Source organism: Eubacterium sp. AM46-8 (assembly GCF_003466705.1).
Taxonomy (GTDB): domain Bacteria; phylum Bacillota; class Clostridia; order Lachnospirales; family Lachnospiraceae; genus Lachnospira.
Map to the genome: position 1 here is coordinate 87,187 of NZ_QSEU01000008.1, position 19,346 is coordinate 106,532.

18 protein-coding genes and 1 pseudogene are annotated in these 19,346 nt (G+C 37.7%); 7 read left to right on the forward strand and 12 right to left on the reverse strand.

Going from position 1 to position 19,346, the window contains the following annotated elements; translation table 11 throughout:
• Window positions 1-111: 111 nt before the first annotated feature.
• Window positions 112-369, reverse strand: coding sequence for a DUF4186 family protein (locus DW963_RS07115; RefSeq protein WP_117914616.1), 258 nt, complete (start codon window positions 367-369; stop codon window positions 112-114).
• Between the two features lie 107 nt (window positions 370-476).
• On the opposite strand from DW963_RS07115, the gene DW963_RS07120 reads away from it, so the two are divergent.
• On the forward strand, window positions 477-1,847 hold the full coding sequence (locus tag DW963_RS07120) for an NAD(P)/FAD-dependent oxidoreductase (protein WP_117914618.1): 1,371 nt from the start codon (window positions 477-479) through the stop codon (window positions 1,845-1,847).
• A 56-nt stretch (window positions 1,848-1,903) separates the two neighbouring features.
• Here the strand turns inward: DW963_RS07120 and DW963_RS07125 are convergent, their stop codons facing one another.
• The 6 genes from DW963_RS07125 to DW963_RS13635 form a co-directional block, all read right to left on the reverse strand.
• Window positions 1,904-2,491, reverse strand: a complete 588-nt coding sequence (locus DW963_RS07125; RefSeq protein ID WP_117914620.1) for an ATP-binding cassette domain-containing protein — start codon at window positions 2,489-2,491, stop codon at window positions 1,904-1,906.
• 24 nt (window positions 2,492-2,515) lie between these two features.
• Entirely contained in the window at window positions 2,516-4,039 is a 1,524-nt protein-coding gene (locus DW963_RS07130; protein WP_117914622.1) for a GH25 family lysozyme, read from the reverse strand.
• Window positions 4,040-4,051: 12 nt separating this feature from the next.
• Window positions 4,052-5,209, reverse strand: a complete 1,158-nt coding sequence (locus DW963_RS07135) for a rhomboid family intramembrane serine protease (protein WP_117914623.1) — start codon at window positions 5,207-5,209, stop codon at window positions 4,052-4,054.
• A gap of 99 nt (window positions 5,210-5,308) precedes the next feature.
• Window positions 5,309-6,523 (reverse strand): sensor histidine kinase, encoded by a 1,215-nt coding sequence (locus tag DW963_RS07140; RefSeq protein ID WP_117914625.1) that lies wholly within the window; start codon window positions 6,521-6,523, stop codon window positions 5,309-5,311.
• 17 nt (window positions 6,524-6,540) lie between these two features.
• Window positions 6,541-7,212, reverse strand: coding sequence for a response regulator transcription factor (locus DW963_RS07145; RefSeq protein ID WP_117914627.1), 672 nt, complete (start codon window positions 7,210-7,212; stop codon window positions 6,541-6,543).
• Between the two features lie 24 nt (window positions 7,213-7,236).
• Window positions 7,237-8,367 carry a hypothetical protein gene (locus DW963_RS13635; protein WP_286169149.1) on the reverse strand — a complete coding sequence of 377 codons (1,131 nt, stop codon included), beginning with the start codon at window positions 8,365-8,367 and terminating at the stop codon, window positions 7,237-7,239.
• 138 nt (window positions 8,368-8,505) lie between these two features.
• On the opposite strand from DW963_RS13635, the gene alr reads away from it, so the two are divergent.
• From alr to DW963_RS07170, 4 genes are read left to right on the forward strand one after another with little or no spacing between them, the layout of a single operon-like run.
• The gene (alr, locus tag DW963_RS07155; protein WP_117914631.1) at window positions 8,506-9,675 is read left to right on the forward strand and encodes an alanine racemase; all 1,170 of its coding nucleotides are present in this window, start codon (window positions 8,506-8,508) and stop codon (window positions 9,673-9,675) included.
• A gap of 28 nt (window positions 9,676-9,703) precedes the next feature.
• Window positions 9,704-10,663: a TAXI family TRAP transporter solute-binding subunit gene (locus tag DW963_RS07160; RefSeq protein WP_117914632.1), complete on the forward strand. Its 960-nt coding sequence runs from the start codon at window positions 9,704-9,706 to the stop codon at window positions 10,661-10,663.
• A 46-nt stretch (window positions 10,664-10,709) separates the two neighbouring features.
• The gene (gene gltS / locus DW963_RS07165; RefSeq protein ID WP_117914634.1) at window positions 10,710-11,903 is read left to right on the forward strand and encodes a sodium/glutamate symporter; all 1,194 of its coding nucleotides are present in this window, start codon (window positions 10,710-10,712) and stop codon (window positions 11,901-11,903) included.
• Window positions 11,904-11,922: 19 nt separating this feature from the next.
• Window positions 11,923-12,147, forward strand: a complete 225-nt coding sequence (locus DW963_RS07170) for a hypothetical protein (RefSeq protein ID WP_117914636.1) — start codon at window positions 11,923-11,925, stop codon at window positions 12,145-12,147.
• Between the two features lie 117 nt (window positions 12,148-12,264).
• Here the strand turns inward: DW963_RS07170 and DW963_RS07175 are convergent, their stop codons facing one another.
• From DW963_RS07175 to thiE, 5 genes and pseudogenes are all read right to left on the reverse strand, one after another.
• Window positions 12,265-13,575, reverse strand: a complete 1,311-nt coding sequence (locus DW963_RS07175; protein ID WP_117914638.1) for an O-acetylhomoserine aminocarboxypropyltransferase/cysteine synthase family protein — start codon at window positions 13,573-13,575, stop codon at window positions 12,265-12,267.
• 566 nt (window positions 13,576-14,141) lie between these two features.
• Entirely contained in the window at window positions 14,142-15,335 is a 1,194-nt protein-coding gene (locus DW963_RS07180; protein ID WP_117914640.1) for a cysteine desulfurase family protein, read from the reverse strand.
• A 17-nt stretch (window positions 15,336-15,352) separates the two neighbouring features.
• Entirely contained in the window at window positions 15,353-16,420 is a 1,068-nt protein-coding gene (gene mnmA / locus DW963_RS07185; protein ID WP_117914641.1) for a tRNA 2-thiouridine(34) synthase MnmA, read from the reverse strand.
• Window positions 16,421-16,449: 29 nt separating this feature from the next.
• On the reverse strand, window positions 16,450-17,034 hold the full coding sequence (locus DW963_RS13640; RefSeq protein WP_353652789.1) for an HAD family hydrolase: 585 nt from the start codon (window positions 17,032-17,034) through the stop codon (window positions 16,450-16,452).
• A 150-nt stretch (window positions 17,035-17,184) separates the two neighbouring features.
• Window positions 17,185-17,768 (reverse strand): annotated as a pseudogene (gene thiE, locus DW963_RS13645) (thiamine phosphate synthase); the annotation flags it as partial.
• Window positions 17,769-17,893: 125 nt separating this feature from the next.
• Between thiE and DW963_RS07200 the strand changes: the two are divergent.
• On the forward strand, window positions 17,894-18,331 hold the full coding sequence (locus DW963_RS07200) for an RNA polymerase sigma factor (protein WP_286169150.1): 438 nt from the start codon (window positions 17,894-17,896) through the stop codon (window positions 18,329-18,331).
• A gap of 2 nt (window positions 18,332-18,333) precedes the next feature.
• Window positions 18,334-19,317: a zf-HC2 domain-containing protein gene (locus DW963_RS07205; protein WP_117914649.1), complete on the forward strand. Its 984-nt coding sequence runs from the start codon at window positions 18,334-18,336 to the stop codon at window positions 19,315-19,317.
• Window positions 19,318-19,346 lie beyond the last annotated feature (29 nt).

The window sequence follows — 19,346 nt, forward strand, 5'->3', positions numbered from 1 at the left end:
ATTAATTTACCATGCAATGATATCAAATGATTCACAGCTTGTCAATTAAATACTCATGGTTATCTTCCCTAGTAAATTTTACACCTAAGTTTTCTCAAATTGCCTAATGAATTACTGATTTTTAAAATCGTTGTATTCCTTTTTTATCCATTTCATTATTACATCAACAAGATAATCCTGCTGAATCTGCGTTAGCTCTACACCAGCCTTCATCTTATGCCACTTTCTTATGCATTCCCTGCAGCAGGTAGCTGTTGCATGCTGTGCAATAAATACAGAATGCCCTTTCATCGGAGTCTGTTTCCCATCATTGGGTATTACCGCTGGGGCTTCCCTTTTCATTAGCCTTGATGATAATACCTTGCTCATCAATAAGTAGTCTGATGCTAAATACTCTAATTAATACCTACACTATACCACATAACCCCGATTCTATGATATAATATTCTAAGATATTTCTCCGAGGAGGATAATGTATGGAATACGATGTAATTATTATTGGAGCCGGACCGGGCGGAATCTTTTCTGCGTACGAGCTTATGAAGAAGTCACCTGAAACCAGAGTGGCTGTATTTGAGGAAGGCAACACATTAGAGAAGAGAAAATGTCCTATAGATGGCAAGAAGGTCAAAGCCTGTATTAAATGCCCAACATGTGCGATTATGAACGGATTTGGTGGCGCTGGTGCATTTTCAGATGGTAAATATAATATAACTAATGATTTCGGTGGAACTCTTTATGAGTATATCGGCAGGGATCAGGCAATCGACCTGATGAAGTATGTTGATACAATCAATACATCACATGGTGGTGAAGAGACTCACATGTATTCGACAGCAGGCACTAAGTTCAAGACTTTATGCATGCAGAACAAGTTAAAGCTTCTTGATGCGTCAGTTAGACATCTTGGAACAGACATTAACTATATTGTTCTTGAGAACATGTATAACGAGATGAAGAATCATATAGACTTCTATTTTAATACTCCTGTAAGCAATATTGAAGTGATTGATGGCGGCTACAGAGTATTCTATAAGGACGAGTACATGGATTGTAACAAATGTATTGTTTCTGTTGGTCGAAGCGGAAGCAAATGGATTGAAAATGTCTGTCAGAAGCTTGAGATTCCAACCAAGTCTAACCGTGTTGATATCGGTGTGCGAGTTGAGCTTCCTGCTGTTATATTTGCACATCTTACAGATGAACTGTACGAAAGCAAAATTGTATATAGAACAGAGAAATTCGAGGACCTTGTAAGAACCTTCTGTATGAATCCTAATGGAATCGTAGTTAATGAGAACACTAATGGAATTGTAACAGTTAACGGACACAGCTATGAAGGTGCTGAAAAGCAGACAGAGAACACAAACTTTGCGCTTCTTGTTGCAAAGCATTTTTCAGAGCCATTCAAGGACAGTAACGGATACGGTGAGAGTATTGCAAGACTTTCCAACATGCTTGGTGGAGGTGTTATTGTTCAGAGATTCGGTGACCTTATGAGAGGAAGAAGAAGTACAGAAAAGCGAATTGAGGAGGGGCTTGTAAAGCCTACCCTTGCTGCTACTCCGGGGGATTTAAGTCTTGTACTTCCTAAGAGAATTCTTGATGGAATTATTGAGATGATTTACGCACTTGATAAGATTGCACCGGGAACTGCCAATGATGATACACTTCTGTATGGTGTTGAGGTTAAGTTCTACAACATGGAAGTTGAGATTGACAACAATCTTGAGACAAGATATAAGGGCTTATACATAATTGGCGACGGAAGCGGCGTTACACATTCATTATCACATGCTTCTGCCAGTGGCGTATATGTTGCAAGAAAGATTATCGAAGAAATGTAGTCACATAATATTAATTAATAAGGGAGATTGTCATAAGACAGTCTCCCTTTAATAGTTTAATTAATATTTTTATTAAGCTTTATTATTTCAGCCCCTAACAGATTGGCATCATCAGTTCCATGAGTTGCAATAAGCAAAGTACGGTTATTACGCATTTTTAAGATATAGTCTATTACATTTAACTTAGTATCCTTATCTAAACCTGTGAATGGTTCATCAAGTATTATAAGTTTCCCAGGATATGATAATGCTCTTGCAAGTGCAACTCTTCTTTTCATTCCACCGGATAATGAACTTACAGGAATATCAAGACTATCATCTGGAAGAATTGATAACAGATGATTACGGATTTCATCCCTATTGTTTTTTCTACGAAGCACTATTCTGACATTATCTATTGCTGAAAGGTCAGGAATCAGCCTGTCCTCCTGAAACATACAAGATATGCTTTTGATATCTATACCGGATATACTGCCGGAATCAGCATGTTCGAGTCCCATTAGAATTCTTAAAAGCGTTGTTTTTCCAATGCCGGAAGTTCCCATAAGACAATATATAGAATTATCTTTAAGGGTTATATTGACATTTTTAAGAACTTCATTGTCATCAAAGGTTTTGCATAAATCAGTGATTATAATACTCACAATAATTCTCCTGACATTTTAAATTTATTGTATAGAAAGCAGGCTTGTAACACAGTAAAGTGTCTGACCGTTATATACAACCCTTGACCAGCCAACCTCTGTATTATAGCCGGTTCTGGTGAAAAGCTCGCCTTTTTTAGCAGTTGCAACAACAACAGAATCTGCATCTGTCACACTAGGTTTATTTCTCAGATTAACTTCGTCTTTAGGTGTTACTGTGTCGTTACAGTCCGTGAATTTCGTGTTAAATCCGGTTGTAGGACTTTCAGTTGTCTTAGGTGTAAGGTCTGTTGTTAAATAACTTGTAACAGCGTATACAGTCTGTCCGTTGTAGACAAGTCTTGACCAGCCGCTGCTGCTTGTACCTGTCCGGGTGACTGTTTCACCATTAACAAGTGTTGTAATTACTGTTGCGTCGGTATCCTGACTAGGCTTATCACGAAGCCTTACTTCATCTTTGGCAGTAACAGTATCATTAACAGATGTGAATACCATGCCTGCTTCTACATCAGGTGATGCGGCTGCTGCAGTTTCACCGCTAAGAGAACCGTTACTTTCAGAATAACCAAAATATGCAACGTTAATATCAACATTTGTACCAATTCCTGCTACCCTGCCCTGATTAGTATACTGCCACATGCTGCATGTTCCTGCATATGATGTGGATGGTGTCTCTGGATAAGGCGTTGACGGATATTGTGCAACCCATATCTTATATGAATTTTCTAAGCTTGCAGTGTTCCACTGGCTGTTATTGGAAAGCTCAGATGAAGCTGCATAGAACATAGGTGTATAGCCTTTATCATATATCTCCTGTAAAAATGAAGTGGCAGCGGCAGTTCTTTCAGCCTTAGTCATGCTCTTCTGTCTGCTTTCAGATGTATTAAAGCCCTCACAGTCAAATGCAACAGGATAAGTTATGCTGTAATCTGAGATGAAATCTGCAACCCAGTCTGCTTCTTCAACTGCTTCAGCCTCATTAACAGCTGATGAGAAGAAGTATGCTCCGACTTTGATTCCGTTAGCGGCAGCCTGCTGCATGTTATACTTTGCATTGGTGTCAGCATAGATAACGCCTGTTTTCTGCGCTCTGTAGCCAACTCTTATCATTGCAAAATCAACACCTGATGAAGCAACCTGTGCCCAGTCTATAGTTCCCTGAAATTTTGACACATCTATACCGATTGTGATATCCGATGTCTCGTTAGTGCTGTTGGAAAGGATTACAGAAGCACCATTACCGGCTGACTGATTCATGGCACCGTCAGAATCAGAGTACTGTGGATCCTGCTCTTTCTCGTCTTTATCGCTTAAAGTATAATTGCCGTCGGCATCTGTTCCATTGACAGATGAAGTCTCTTCGGTTGAAGATACATTTGAAGGAGTTTTTCTGCCTTTATGACCGAAAGAAACAATAAGTACAATTATTAATGCAATTACTGCTACTGCAGCAATTATGATTGCCGGCAGAAATCTTTTCCAGTTAATATGCACAGTATCATCAAGATACCCAAGATCATCGTCATTAGAATTAAACAGCTTAGACATGTACATCGCCTCCTAATTGAAGTAATCGCTGCACAGATAGTTAAGTAGCATGGCTGCACCATTACTATCCATTGCAGTGCCGTTAAGGGCCATATAGCTTAGAGCCCAGTAATCATCAGAATCATTATATACGAATTGAATCTTCAAAGAAGAATTCATATTATTATATACTACATTACCATTGAATTCTACAACTTTCTTTTTATCGCTAGAACTGAATATAGTCCATTCTGGGTCAGTACATTTGTTATCAAGGCATTCCCCATATGTTACGGTATAATCCTTGAATATCTGCTGTGACTTTACAACATCAATACGCGAATCCTGCATAGGATTAGCTTTAGTTCCTATACCTGCACTGCTTACACCAACAAAGCTTATGATTACCGTAAGCATAATTGCGATTATCGTTGATACAGTGCTTTCAAATGCATCATTAAGATAGTCATGATACAGAATGAATATAAGAATTCCACCTGCAATACCGCCGCCTAAGTGACCGAGAATATCAACATTAGCACCATTGGATATAAGTGCATATACAACAATTAACGCGATAGATACGATAACGGTTGTTTTGTTAGAATCGGTTTTGGAACTGAAGTTGGTAAACAGTGTTGCACACATTACACCGAATATTGCACCTGATGCTCCGGCTGCGAAACGGATAACATCTGGATTGATAAGATGTGATACATATACAGATACAAGACCTGATGCAATTCCTGAGCCAAAGTATATAATTGCAGTACGAAGCGAACCGACACGTGGCTCAAGTCTTGAACCGAATATGTAAAGTGCAATCATATTATTAATAAAATGTGGTAAATTGGCATGCAGGAACATATAAGTAAGAAGTCTTATATACTCTTTGTTGTTGTGGATGTACTGGTAATTAAGGCCACCTGTTTCAAAATGGTCATTGCCTGCTATTATGCACATAATGCCTGCAAGCAGATTAGCAAGGATTATAATAAGCACAACAGGCATGTTCCTAAGACTGACTTCTGAATATCTTTTCTTTCGACCGTGTTGATAAAAATCCTCAGGATTAATTCTGTCAGACTTAATCTCGTATATTTCATCATCAAGATGAAGGTCATCAAATTCATTGGGCTTAAAACCGCTTTGAAAGCTGTTCTGATAGTTGTTATTGTAATCTGGTTCCATATAATATTTCTCCCCTCATGTTAATTTTCCACTCTACAAAAAAAGAATTCAGCATTACACTAAATTCTTTTTCATTATAACATATTGGGTCAATATGTGTTATTTAATATGAAGCTGTGCTTTAATAATAATTCTGTGAGAACCATCCATTTTAGCTTTAATACTTCCGTTATGCTCGGAAACAATAGCCTTTGCAATCGAAAGACCAAGGCCATATCCGGTTATCTTAGCGGATGTTGAATCAGCCCTGTAGAATCTGTCAAACATTCTGTCAGTCAGATGTTTATCAACATTATCAACATCATTGCTTACGATTAAAACAATATAGTTTCCTGAGGAAGATAATTTAAAGTCTATGTTACCTTTAACTGATGAATATTTAAATGCGTTATCAAGAAGAATTGTAAATAACTGCCGTACTGATGATGCGTCACCACAGCATGTAAGATCAGGTGTAATATCATGGGTAAAATGTTTACCTGAATCAAGTGCAAGTGCATTGTAAGAGTGCACAGCTTCTTCTGCAAGGTCAGAAACAGGAAAAGCAATACGTTTTATATGACCGTTGCACTCATCCATTCTTGCTAGTGATACAAGACTGTTTGTCATAGCCGTAAGATTCTCTGCCTGTTTCTTTATATCTTCAATCCATTCATTATCAGGATTATCCATCTGTAATATATCAGCATCAGCTCTTATTACTGTAATCGGAGTCTTAAGCTCATGACTTGCAGAGGTTATGAATTCTTTCTGCTTGCGGTGTGCTTTTGCAATAGGCATGACGATAAGCTTTGAAGTAAATATAAGAATCATGAGCATAACTGCAATACCTGCACATGATGATTCTATAAGAGAAACAGCTGTTTTCTTAACATCATCTATCATATTACTTCGAAGTACGAATACAGCAATTGTACGTTTCTCTTTTTCGTATATGCAATATCTGTAATCATTGTAAAATCCATCAAGTACTCCGGTTTCATATGCTTCATTATATATTGTCAAAGCCTCATCTTCAGAAATATCAGATATGCTATCGACATTAATGGTTTTGGGGCGGTTATTTTTATCAAATATAATATAGAAAAACCTGGCATCTGCTTTAATCGGTTTTTTGTCTAGAATATTAATGTATATAGATGAAACGAGATGGTCGGATTTAGCGACCATTTTATTGTATGTGTTTCTGACACTTGTATACACAATAAATCCTTGCATAATTATTACAACTGCCATTGAAAGAACTATAAATTGTATTCTTAAGCGGGTAAGCATTTTCTCATTATAATTAGATGCTTTATTGTTTTTTGACATTATATACCTTCTTTATATTAGTTATTATTTTTTAAATAATATCCCATATTTCTTCTTGTAGCAATAGAATAATCAGACTTTAAAGCTTCAAGTTTTCTCCTGAGATAAGATATATAAGTCCATACGGTGCTGATATCTGAATCAGATTCACTGCCCCAGATTTTCTCCATAAAATGTTCTGCCGAAATAACCTGGGTTTTATTATTCATGAACATTAGCATCATCTGATATTCCTTATTAGTAAGAAGAAATGAACCTGAAGGAGAAGATAATTCACATGTAGTTGTGTTCAGCGAAATATTTCCAAGTGTAATAACATTATCCTGTTGTTTTTCAGAGCGTGTAAGTACACGGATTCTTGCAAGCAGTTCTCTTGTGTCAAATGGTTTGGTAAGATAATCGTTAGCACCATTATCAAGCCCTTCTACTTTATCATCAATCTCTGTCTTGGCTGTGAGCATAAGAACAGGAATGTTGCTGCCACGTTTTCTTAGATTCTTTAAAGCTGTAATTCCATCCATTACCGGCATCATGATATCCATTATTACCATGTCATATATATCCTGGTCAAGATAGTCAAGTGCAAGCTGCCCATTGTCAACGCAGTCAACAGTGTAATTATTCTTCTGTAATATAGTTGATACAGCCCTTGATAATGAGCGGTCATCTTCAACTAATAATATTCTCATATATAATCCTCCAGTCGAATAATATTAATTCCAGTAGCCAAGTTCTATACCTTTTAAGTATATAGCTTTGGCTTTGGAATAATATCCATAAGAGTTAAAATGTGTGAAATCAGCACGAATCTGTTCAGGAAGATTGCCTGTCTGTATATCAATTATATCATTCTCGGTTGGTGTAAGTCCACAGTCAGATAGTGCATTTTCCATAAGATAAAGTCTGGTGTTAAGGAAATGTTCTCCAAATGCATAATACAGAGCTTGTTCCCATAATGTTGCATGAAGTCCTGCATAATTACCATTACTATCGTATACATCCTGATATATGTCAGCTGATTCTCCCGGATTATCAGTATCGCCAACAATTATATAATCAGCATAATAGCTGTTATCAATTATATTCTGATATTGTCTTATAAGTTCATCATAATCATTCTCCCAGCCACCATTACTTCCCATCTCAAGAATAAGAATATCATTGCGGTGATCATAAGCTGCCTTAGGAATAACCCTTGTCCATGCGTTAATATACATTTCAGTTACAGAATCGTAGTCTGCATCAGAACATATAGAGATATATAAGCCATCATCGGCTCTTTCGACATAACATAAAACATCATTAATATATACAGTGTCCGGATATGCGTTATCTTCATATCCATATCCACTGTAATCATCCATTTCGATTGTTTCTTCATTTTCATCAACGAATTTTGTATAAGCTGATGAGTGGTCGGTTATATAGATATCACGGTCAGTGTATATAGGAATTCCGCCAGCACGTAAAGCAATCTGATATGAATCTTCACCGCCTACACCAAAGTTGTAGGTATTGATTGAAGTAAAATATTGCAGAGCAGATGGAGTTGTGTAGTACGAAATATCAAGAATTTCATCATCTGAATATATATATGCTTCATTACTTCCCGCTCCCTGCATCATGCTATCACCCCAGCATGCTATGCTGCGTTCTGGGATTTCATCATAGAAGACTTCTTCATTAGTATTATATTCAAGAATAATATTATCATTATTAGATACTATGTATGTGGACTGAGTGTTGTTTAATGTTAGCTTAGAATTTTTTCCGGAACATCCTGTTAAGAATAGGCTTAACAATATAGTACTTATATTTAATAAAGCAAAAAGTTTCTTTTTCATACGAACTCCTCCAATCTTATGACTTTATTCTGGCATTACTATAAAATGTCAACCTAAAATTAAATTAAAAAATATTCACTATTTATCAATTAAATGGTAAAATATCAAAGTATGTTTAGATAATGGAGGCAGATTATTATGGATTCAACATTAAGAAGAACATGGGCTGAAATAGATATGGATGCACTTGCACACAATTATGAAACATTAAGAAAGAGAATTGGAGAAAATGTTAAGTTCTTAGGAGTTGTGAAAGCAGACGCTTATGGTCATGGTTCTGTTCAGGTGAGCAGACTTTTACAGGAATTAGGAGCAGATTATCTTGCTGTCAGCAGTATAGATGAGGCAATAGAATTAAGACATAATTCAATTACAATGCCAATTCTTATACTAGGTCATACACCTAAGGAAGAGGTTGGGCAGCTTATTAAGAACAATATAACACAGGCTGTCACATGTAAGGCCAAGGCACTTGAATACAGTGAAGAAGCTGTCAGATGTGGTGGTACATTAAAGATTCACATCAAGGTTGATACAGGTATGTCACGACTTGGTTACCTTTGTGATGGTGATTATTTTGACAGTGGTGTTGAAGGAATATGTGAAGGCTGTTCACTTCCCGGCCTTGACGCAGAGGGAATATTTACACATTTTGCTGTATCTGATGAATTCGGGGAAGAATGTGAGGCATATACTAAGCATCAGTTTGAATTGTTTACAAGCGTAATTGATGCAGTAGAAAAAAAACTAGGGAAAAAATTTAAAATAAGACATTGTGCCAATACTGGTGCTGTTGCCAGATATCCAGAGACCTGGCTTGATATGGTAAGACCAGGACTTCTGCTCTATGGCTATGGAGATTTTGCACAGGAGCTTGGACTTAAGCCTGTTATGTCACTTAAGACAACAGTTAGCACAATTAAGACTTACCCTGCTGGAACAGCTATAAGCTATGGTGGAATATATAAGACTGACAGGAAAACAAGAATGGGAGTCGTTCCTTATGGATATGCAGATGGATATTTCAGATGCCTTTCTAACAGATATGAGCTTATGACTGAGGAAGGTCCTGTTCCACAGAGAGGCAAGATATGTATGGATATGTGCATGATTGATCTTACTGATAAGATGAACGTCGATGTTGGAAGCGAAGTTGAAATATTTGGTAAGGCTAATCCTATTGAGCATATGGCACAGCTGGCAGGAACTATTCCGTATGAACTTACTTGTGCAGTAAGTAAGCGAGTTCCAAGATTGTACATAAAGAATGGTAAGGTTTACGAGAAAGAATTATTATTACGAGGATAAATACAAATATTAATACGAGGACGAATGAATGAAGAAAATATTATGTGTATTAATGTCATGTATGCTGCTTGTGATTACAGGCTGCAGCGGGCATAGCAAGAACCTGAAATTTGGTGCAGCAGATATTGGTGGTATGTATTATTCATTTGCAAGCACATTTACACAGCTTGCTGATAAAGAAATAGATGGATATGCATTTGAAACAAGGACTACTGCTGGTTCGGTTGCTAATTTAAGACTTATATCTGATGGGTATATCGACCTTGCTATTGTTCAGGCAGATTTGTTAAGTGATGCTTATAATGCAACAGGAGCCTTCACTGATAAGAAGTATCAGAAAGGTTATAAGGCAGTTGCGTCTCTTTATACAGAAGCCTGTCAGATTGTTGTAAGAAATGATTCAGGAATCACAAGTGTTGATGATCTGATTAACAAGACTGTAAGTGTTGGTGCTTCTGAGTCAGGAACCGAAAAGAATGCAGAGCAGATATTAAAGATGAGCGGTATTGCAGATGAACTTATTAATAAGGTTAATATGGATTATACTGAAGCCGCTGCAAAGCTTAAAAATGGCGACATTGATGCATTTTTCTGTACTGCAGGAACAAGAACCGGAGTTATAGAGCAGTTGTCAAAGGAATGTGATATCAGTCTTATAAGTCTTGATGACAAATGTATTGATAAGATGTTATCAGCATATTCCCTCTGCGAAAAGTACACTATTCCGGCGGGAACTTATCAGGGCCAGGATGCAGCTGTTACTACTATTGGTATTAAGGCAGTTCTGATTGCAAGACAGTCGCTGTCAGATGATGTTATTAAGAATGTGACTAAGACTTTATATGAGCATGCAGATGACTTCAAGTATGCTACTTCTCTTGACATTACATTCAACGTTAAAGAAGCTGCTAACGGAGTGGATATTCCATTCCATTCAGGTGCGGCAGATTATTATACAGAGAAAGGCATCAAAGTTTTGACAGAATAATTAAATCTGTATATCAGGTTAATGTAATAAAGAATGGAGAAATTTAATGAAAGTTCAGTTAGATATGTATCAGACGCTTGCTATTGCGGTACTTGTACTGCTTCTGGGAAGTTTTTTACGAAAGAAAATAAGATTTCTTGAAAGATTCTGTATACCGGCTCCAGTTGTTGGAGGTCTGTTATTTGCTATATTTACATGTGTGTGTTATGTAACACATATATTAGAGTTCTCATTTGATGATACACTTAAAGAAGTATGCATGGTATTTTTCTTTACATCTGTTGGATTTCAGGCAAATCTTAAGGTACTTAAGAAGGGTGGAAAATCAATGGTCATATTTTTAGGATTAGTCATTGTTCTTATATTCATACAGAACTGTGTTGCAGTTGGTTTATCAAAGCTGCTTGGACTTGATTCACTTATTGGCATGTGTACAGGTTCTATTCCTATGGTTGGTGGACATGGTACAGCAGGTGCATTTGGACCGGTCCTTGAAGATTTCAATGTTCAGGGTGCAACAACAATATGTACTGCTGCTGCTACATTTGGACTTATATTCGGAAGTCTGGTCGGTGGTCCGTTAGGCAAGAGACTGATTGAGAAGAAAGATCTCTTATCTACAGCTATTCCTGAGGATGACAGCCTTCTTGTTGAAGATGAGAAGAAGCATGAGAGACATTCAAGAATGTATGCCTCAGCGGTATTCCAGCTTATTCTTGCTATTGGTTTAGGAACAATCTTTTCATGGGCACTTACCAAGACGGGTCTTACTTTCCCTATATATATAGGTGCTATGATTGCAGCAGCTCTTATGCGTAATATTGCAGAATATGCAGGACATGGGAAGCTTATTATTCATATGGGTGAAATCAATGACCTTGGTGGTATCTGCTTATCGTTGTTCCTGGGTATGGCGATGATTACACTTAAGTTGTGGCAGCTTGCTTCACTTGCTCTTCCACTTGTTATTCTTCTTGGAGCACAGGTCATTGTTATTGTTTTATTTACTTATTTTGTTGTATTCAATGTTATGGGAAGAGATTATGATTCAGCAGTACTTGTTGCAGGAACATGTGGATTCGGTATGGGAGCTACTCCTAACGCTATGGCTAACATGCAAGCTGTATGTGACAAATACGTTCCATCGGTTAAGGCTTATCTTCTTATACCACTTATAGGAAGTCTTTTTGCTGATTTTCTTAACAGTCTTGTTATTACATTCTTTATTAATATATTATAAATATCGAGGAGGGAATGCTATGTTTAATATATTTAAAAAAGTTAAGAATAAAGGTAACACTCCTAAACAAGATTATAATCTGTCATATGATAATCTTGCTATTCCAGAGATACATAAGGGAGATTCTGATGATGAAGATGTTGATATATCTTCTGATATGATTACAGATGGTAACAATGATAAGACACATGTGACATATGATAGTGTTGCTGTTCCAGAAGTACATTTTAAGAAAAAGAAATAACTTAACTAATAAAAAATCTGATTATTATAATTCAAAATGGGGACTGATGATCATTGATGATATCAGCCCCCTTTTGTGATGTAAATATATTATACCGGAAAGGATATATATGGCAAATTACTGTAAAGCCTTAAATGCTTCATCAAGATCTTCAATGATATCATCAATATTCTCTGTACCAATTGAAAGTCTGATTGTGTTAGGCTTGATTCCCTGATCAAGAAGCTCAGCTTCGTTGCACTCTGAATGAGTTGTGCTTGCAGGGTGTATTGCTAATGATTTAACATCGGCAACATTAGCAAGAAGTGAGAATAACTCAAGGTTATCAATGAACTTCTGTGCTTGGGCAGCACCGCCCTTGATTTCAAATGTAAAGATTGAACCACCGCCGTTAGGGAAGTACTTCTTATAAAGAGCCTGTTGTTCTTCATTAGTAGAGATTGAAGGATGATTTACCTTCTCAACTAATGGCTGATCCTTTAAGTACTGAACAACCTTTAATGCGTTCTCTACATGTCTCTCAACTCTGAGTGATAATGTTTCAAGTCCCTGAAGGAAGATGAATGAATGAACTGGAGAAATTGTAGCTCCTGTATCACGAAGAAGGATAGCTCTGATATATGTAACGAATGCAGCAGGTGCTGTATCCTTTGCAAAGCTAACACCGTGGTATGATACATTTGGTTCAACAAGCCATGGGAACTTATCAGCAGCCCCTACCCAGTCAAATTTACCACTATCAACGATTACACCGCCAAGTGTTGTACCGTGTCCACCGATGAACTTAGTAGCTGAATGGATAACGATATCTGCACCGTATTCAATAGGTCTTACAAGGTAAGGTGTTGCAAATGTGTTATCAACAACAAGTGGAATGTTATGTGCATGTGCAATCTTAGCAATTCTTTCAATATCAACAACTTCTGAATTAGGATTTCCGAGTGTTTCAATCTGAACAGCCTTAGTATTAGGCTTGATTGCTGCTTCAATAGCATCATAATCAAAAGGATCTACGAATGTAGCTTCAATTCCGTAATCTGGAAGTGTATGTGCAAGAAGGTTATATGTTCCGCCGTAGATATTCTTAGCTGCTACGATATGGTCTCCTGCATGAGCAAGTGCCTGGAAAGTATAAGCTAAAGCTGCTGCACCAGAACCAACAGCAAGTGCTGCTACACCACCTTCAAGTGCGGCGATTCTTTTTTCAAATACATCCTCTGTTGGATTAGTAAGACGTCCGTAGATGTTACCTGCATCCTTAAGACCAAATCTGTCAGCAGCATGCTGGCTGTTATGGAATACATATGATGATGTAAGGTAAATAGGTACTGCTCTAGCATCTGTTACCGGATCAGGCTGTTCCTGTCCTACATGAAGCTGTAATGTTTCAAACTTTAAATTTCTTTCTGAGTAAGATTTCTTTGCCATAATTAATTACCATCCTTTTTAATTTATTTCAAAAATGTATTGCTTTCTTGATGTTGATGATAATATAAACCCTTATCCCTACTATGTCAATAGGTATATATGATTTTTTTGAAATTATTTTTTAATGCGTGTCGGTTGTGCTTTGGGATGTGTATTGGAATTGATTGTTAATACTTATTGGGGAGGTGTATTGTATGAATTTTGGTAGAAGCCTACTAAAGTCTGATTAGACAATAAAATAGTGGGTTTTTATTGCATGAATTAATCTTTGATTATTGGCAGAAACCTACTAGAATGGATGTTAATACATATTTCGTAGGTTATTTTGATGAAAAAGTGTTGCAAATGTGTTGATAAAACAGCTTGGAGAGCAAAAAAGACCTACTAAGATATATAAATAAATTGTGTGAGTAGGTCTTTATGCTACCCGACAGGAACAACAGCTGTAATAAAGACCTACCAAATTAAGAATTTATAGTTGGTTAGTAGGTATTCCAAATTATTAATGCTAACTAAGTTGTTATCCATTATCCTTGAAGTTTACCTAGGCAGTTTATCTGCGTAGTTTATCCACGCAGCCTCGCAACAGCAGCTTTCAATGCATCTATTGCATAGTCAGCATCTTCCCTGGTTAAATCCTTATCTATGCTTAATCTTAAAGCTCCTTTAGCTTCATCGCTGTTTCGTCCGATAGCAAGAAGTACATGTGAAGGGTCTATTGAGCCTGCAGCACATGCTGAACCGCTGGATGCACATATGCCGTTCATGTCAAGCATAATAAGTAAAGAATCACCCGAAACATCTTTAAAGCAGAAATGCATATTAGACGGAAGACGTTTAAGGCTGCCCGCGGGCGAACAACAACATGCCGAAACAGCATTAGCATCAATACAAGGTCCATCAAAAGTAACGTCAGGAATCTCACCAAGAATCCTGTCAACAATATAATTACGCATATTAATAATTGTATGTGTATCTTTATCAAGTGTACCTAAGGCAAGCTTTACAGCCTGACCCATGCCGACAATGCCTGGAACATTGCTTGTTCCAGCGCGTCTTGCACGCTCTTGTGCCCCGCCATGGATGAAAGGCTCTAACTTAGCGGTATTCTTCATGTACATGAAACCGACGCCTTTAGGACCATGGAACTTGTGTCCGCTTGCACTTAATAGGTCAATATTCATCTCTGTGACATTAATTGGGACATGACACATAGCCTGAACTGCATCAGTGTGAAAAAGAATGCCATGCTTATGTGCAATCTCACCTATTTCACAGACAGGTTCAATTGTTCCGATTTCATTGTTGGCAAACATAACACTTATAAGAATTGTTTTGTCAGTGATTGCATTCTCGACATCTTCTAATGAAACAAATCCTTCACTGTCAACATCAAGGTAAGTTACCTCGAATCCATTCTTTTCAAGATATGCACATGTATTAAGAATTGCATGATGCTCTATCTTAGTTGTTATTATGTGGTTTCCTTTATCTCTAAGGCCGAATGCAGCAGACTTTAAAGCCCAGTTATCAGACTCGCTTCCACCGCCTGTAAAATATATTTCATTGCTTTTTGCAGCTCCAATACTGTCAGCTATAATTTCCCTTGCATCTTCAATAGCCATCTTGCTTTTCTGGGCAAAATTATATACAGAAGAAGGATTGCCGTAATATTCAGTAAAGAATGGAAGCATTGCAGACACAACCTCTGGTACGGTTGATGTAGTTGCTGCGTTATCCATATATATAAGTTTTTCCATAATATTGTCCTTATTAATTAAATAATAGTTCCACCGCCAAGTACATTGTCCCCGTCATATAATACAAGCGCCTGACCTGGTGTTACGGCACGAACAGGCTCGTCAAATGTACACTCAAGAGTATTTTCATCAAACATTCTTATAGTACACATAGCACCCTCATGGCTGTAACGGATTTTACCTTTGGCACGCATTTCACCTTCAAGTGAAGGTATCGACATGAAATTAAGGTTGTTGGCGTAAAGCTTAGGTGAGAACACATCTGAATTATCACCGATTACAACCTCGTTGGTTTCAGGGCGTATAGCAACAACAAATGCCGGCTTTCCAAGAGCAAGTCCAAGACCTTTTCTCTGACCAACTGTGTAGTGTATGATACCTTGATGTCTTCCAATTACATTGCCATTGATGTCAATGAAATTACCGGGAACAGAAGTATAGTCTGTTTCACGTGTTATAAAGCCTGCATAGTCATTATCAGGAATAAAGCATATTTCCATACTGTCAGGCTTCTTGGCAACAGTAATACCAATCTTAGATGCAATTTCACGGACCTGATCCTTAGTATAATCACCAATAGGAAGAAGTGTGTGTGATAACTGTTCCTGTGTAAGATTATAAAGTGCGTAAGTCTGGTCTTTCCTGGCAGTTACTGAATTGCATATAGTGTATCTGCCATTAGGAAGCTGGTGGATTCTTGCATAGTGTCCTGTTGCAATGTAATCTGCTCCTATTTCAAGACTTCTCTTAAGAAGAGATTCCCACTTTACATAACGGTTGCAGGCGATACATGGATTAGGTGTACGGCCTTTTTTATATTCGTCAACAAAATAGTCGATTACATTACATTTGAACTCATTCTTAAAATTCATTACATAATATGGGATGTCAAGCTGACCTGCAACACGCCTTGCATCATCAACAGCACTGATACCGCAACAGCCGTTCTCAGCGGCTTCTATTGCATCGTCCTGCCATATCTGCATAGTCACACCTATTACATCATAGCCCTGTTCCTTTAATAGATAAGCGGCAACAGAGGAATCAACGCCCCCTGACATGCCGACAACAACTTTTTTCTTCATTACTAATCCTCAATCATTTCTTATATCTCTTATTTCGTCTGCAAGTGCGCAGATTTCGTTCCAATGCTTCTTAGAATCCTCATCATATACAGCACATATCTTAAATCCACCCTGTCTTGCAGATTCAATGCCGTGAAGAACATCTTCATATACCCATGTATCTTCCGGTTTAAAATGCATTTTTCAGCGATAAGCTTATAGCTTTCCGGATTCTTCTTGTTATATGGAATGTCATATACTGTAAAAATGTTGTTAAAACAGTCAGCTATTCCAAGACGGTTAAGTGCAGCGTCAACGCAGCCTCTGTCAGAGCTTGTAAATATGCACATGCAAGAACCGGCTTCATGCTCACGTCTGATTAATTCAAGCATTCCGTCTTTAGCCGGAATATCTGTGCTGTAGTGTCTTGTCATAATATCCACAGCAGTCTGTCGCATAGTTGCTGCATCAGTGTTTATGCCTAATTCATCACGGAAATAAGCAGAACATTCATCAAGGTCCATTACATAAGTACGCTCGTCAAAGTCATCAGGTAACTTATCAACATACTGCATGGCGTATTCCTTGGAAACATTTCTCCAGTAAGGCATAGAATCAAGAATAGTTCCGTCCATGTCAAATATGAAATCCCTGTGATAATTAAATACACGGCCAGTCTTTAAGTAAAGCTCTTTCGTAGCAAGTCCAGGATCATCAGCGGCAAATATAGCTGAAACAACAGCAATCCCGTCAACACCAGTGCCTGCAAGCTCACCGCAGTTGTTATAATCAATACCGCCGATTGCAACGACAGGTATATTAACCGAACCGGCAACCTCAATCAGTCGTTCACGAGGCATGTATACAGCGTCCTTCTTGGTACTTGAACCAAATACAGCACCGGTTCCGATATAATCTGCACCAAGTCTTTCCGCTTCTTTAGCCTGTTCAACTGTCTTGGCGGTCATGCCGATAATCTTATTATCTCCAAGAATACTTCTTGCAGTCATATAGTCAGTGTCACTCTGTCCGATATGTACTCCATCAGCGTCAGCTCAAGTGCCGCCTGCACATCATCATCAATAACGAATGGAACACCATATTTTCGCGCAATTGGCTTAATTGCTTTTGCTTTTGCAACAATTTCATCATGTGTCGCATTCTTTTCTCTTAATTGTAAAAATGTAGCTCCATTTTTTAATACATTTTCAACAACATTAATGAGACTGGCTCCGTTAAGCCAGCTTGTATCTGTGATTGCGTATAGACGCAGCTGTTCTTTCCTAATCATAATTAATTCTCCTGAATCAGATTCAATATGTATAATAACACATCTGCCTGTACCTTTGGCATACATTTTTTGACACATTTTAAAAAATTCTATAAAATATTCTGAAAATGTTGTAACGAAAATCCATTTCGTGCGTCTAACCTATGTAAGACGGAAGGAGGTGACCAGTTCTGAATTACGAGAAATTGTACAATTCCTATTATATGCAGGTGTATTCTTATGTGGTTACTATAGTAAAGAATCAGTCTCTTGCTGAAGAAATCACACAAAATACTTTTTACAAAGCCATGACTGCCAAACGTCCGTATGAGGGCAAGGCGGGTGAGCTCACATGGCTTTGCAGTATTGCTAAGAATCTCGCAATTGATGAATGCAGGAAAAATAAGAAGTTTTATGAGCTTGATGAGACTTTACCGCAGCAGACGGCTGATTTGGCGGATAAAGTTTCGGATACAGATTCTGCTTTGCAGATTCATATGGTTCTTCACGAACTACCGGAGCCGTATAAAGAGGTATTTCAGTTGAGAGTTTTTGGAGAACTCACATTTGCACAGATTGGAATTGTATTTGGAAAAACTGAGAATTGGGCCAGAGTAACTTATCATAGGGCCAGATTGAAAATAAAAGAAAGGATTGATTAGATATGAGTAATAAAGAATGTGATATCGTGCAGGATTTACTGCCACTTTATTATGACAATGCATGCAGCGAAGAGAGCCGCAGATTTGTTGAAAAGCATCTGCCAGGCTGTAATGACTGCCAGAAAATGTATAATGAATTAAAAGAAAATAACGTTGATGAAGTACTTGCAAAGGAATCGAAGGGAGTACTCGAAAGACATGCAAAAATAGAGCGTAATGCAGCATACAAGGCAGGAGTTGTGATTGCCGCAATACTTCTACTGCCAATTGTCATTACATTTATAGTGCAGCTTGCTACCGGCATGGGATTAGGTGTATTCTCGGTTGTTACTGCTTCTATGCTGCTTGTCGCAGCACTTACGGTAGTTCCGCTTATGTCCACTAATAATCGTCTGTTAAAATGTATTCTTGCAGGAGTTACTTCGCTGATGCTTATACTGTTCTTCGTTGACCGTATGAATGGTGGAGGAAACTTCCTGTTATGGGCTATACCTACAGTATTTGGTATATCAATAGTATTGTTCCCGATAGTGATATGTCTGGTTAAACTTCCACCGGTACTTAGTGATAAGAAGGCACTTATAACAATGACATGGGATACTTTGTGGCTGTTTCTTACAATGTTTATAGTGTATTATCATTCCGGGATGGCAGGAATCAGGGAAGGATATACTGTTGCCATTGTACTTATGACTGGCGTGTGGGCAGTATTCCTTGTAATCAGATATCTTCCGGTTCATGGACTGATGAGAGCCGGAATTAGTACGATAATTTCTGTAATATGGGTTGTTTTTGCTAATGATTTTCTTGAATACATTCTTTATAAAAAGAAGGTTCTTACATTAAGTCATATGAATTTATCTGACTGGAGTACGAATCTTAGCACTAATGGAAATGTATTTTTTATTACACTGGTGTCTGGTTGTGTAATAGGCGTGGTGCTTATATGTATTGGTGCATTGTTAATGAGAAAGAAAAATGTTTAGAATATGAGAAAAGAAAAATCCATGCACAA

What these genes read in the sequence shown, in the direction of transcription:
- DW963_RS07115 (WP_117914616.1), bottom strand. Translation starts at nt 369, where the DNA reads ATGAGCAAGGTATTATCATCAAGGCTAATGAAAAGGGAAGCCCCAGCG.
- DW963_RS07120 (WP_117914618.1), top strand. Translation starts at nt 477, where the DNA reads ATGGAATACGATGTAATTATTATTGGAGCCGGACCGGGCGGAATCTTT.
- DW963_RS07130 (WP_117914622.1), bottom strand. Translation starts at nt 4,039, where the DNA reads ATGTCTAAGCTGTTTAATTCTAATGACGATGATCTTGGGTATCTTGAT.
- DW963_RS07135 (WP_117914623.1), bottom strand. Translation starts at nt 5,209, where the DNA reads ATGGAACCAGATTACAATAACAACTATCAGAACAGCTTTCAAAGCGGT.
- DW963_RS07140 (WP_117914625.1), bottom strand. Translation starts at nt 6,523, where the DNA reads ATGTCAAAAAACAATAAAGCATCTAATTATAATGAGAAAATGCTTACC.
- DW963_RS07145 (WP_117914627.1), bottom strand. Translation starts at nt 7,212, where the DNA reads ATGAGAATATTATTAGTTGAAGATGACCGCTCATTATCAAGGGCTGTA.
- DW963_RS13635 (WP_286169149.1), bottom strand. Translation starts at nt 8,367, where the DNA reads ATGAAAAAGAAACTTTTTGCTTTATTAAATATAAGTACTATATTGTTA.
- alr (WP_117914631.1), top strand. Translation starts at nt 8,506, where the DNA reads ATGGATTCAACATTAAGAAGAACATGGGCTGAAATAGATATGGATGCA.
- DW963_RS07160 (WP_117914632.1), top strand. Translation starts at nt 9,704, where the DNA reads ATGAAGAAAATATTATGTGTATTAATGTCATGTATGCTGCTTGTGATT.
- gltS (WP_117914634.1), top strand. Translation starts at nt 10,710, where the DNA reads ATGAAAGTTCAGTTAGATATGTATCAGACGCTTGCTATTGCGGTACTT.
- DW963_RS07170 (WP_117914636.1), top strand. Translation starts at nt 11,923, where the DNA reads ATGTTTAATATATTTAAAAAAGTTAAGAATAAAGGTAACACTCCTAAA.
- DW963_RS07175 (WP_117914638.1), bottom strand. Translation starts at nt 13,575, where the DNA reads ATGGCAAAGAAATCTTACTCAGAAAGAAATTTAAAGTTTGAAACATTA.
- DW963_RS07180 (WP_117914640.1), bottom strand. Translation starts at nt 15,335, where the DNA reads ATGGAAAAACTTATATATATGGATAACGCAGCAACTACATCAACCGTA.
- mnmA (WP_117914641.1), bottom strand. Translation starts at nt 16,420, where the DNA reads ATGAAGAAAAAAGTTGTTGTCGGCATGTCAGGGGGCGTTGATTCCTCT.
- DW963_RS13640 (WP_353652789.1), bottom strand. Translation starts at nt 17,034, where the DNA reads ATGGACGGAACTATTCTTGATTCTATGCCTTACTGGAGAAATGTTTCC.
- DW963_RS07200 (WP_286169150.1), top strand. Translation starts at nt 17,894, where the DNA reads ATGCAGGTGTATTCTTATGTGGTTACTATAGTAAAGAATCAGTCTCTT.
- DW963_RS07205 (WP_117914649.1), top strand. Translation starts at nt 18,334, where the DNA reads ATGAGTAATAAAGAATGTGATATCGTGCAGGATTTACTGCCACTTTAT.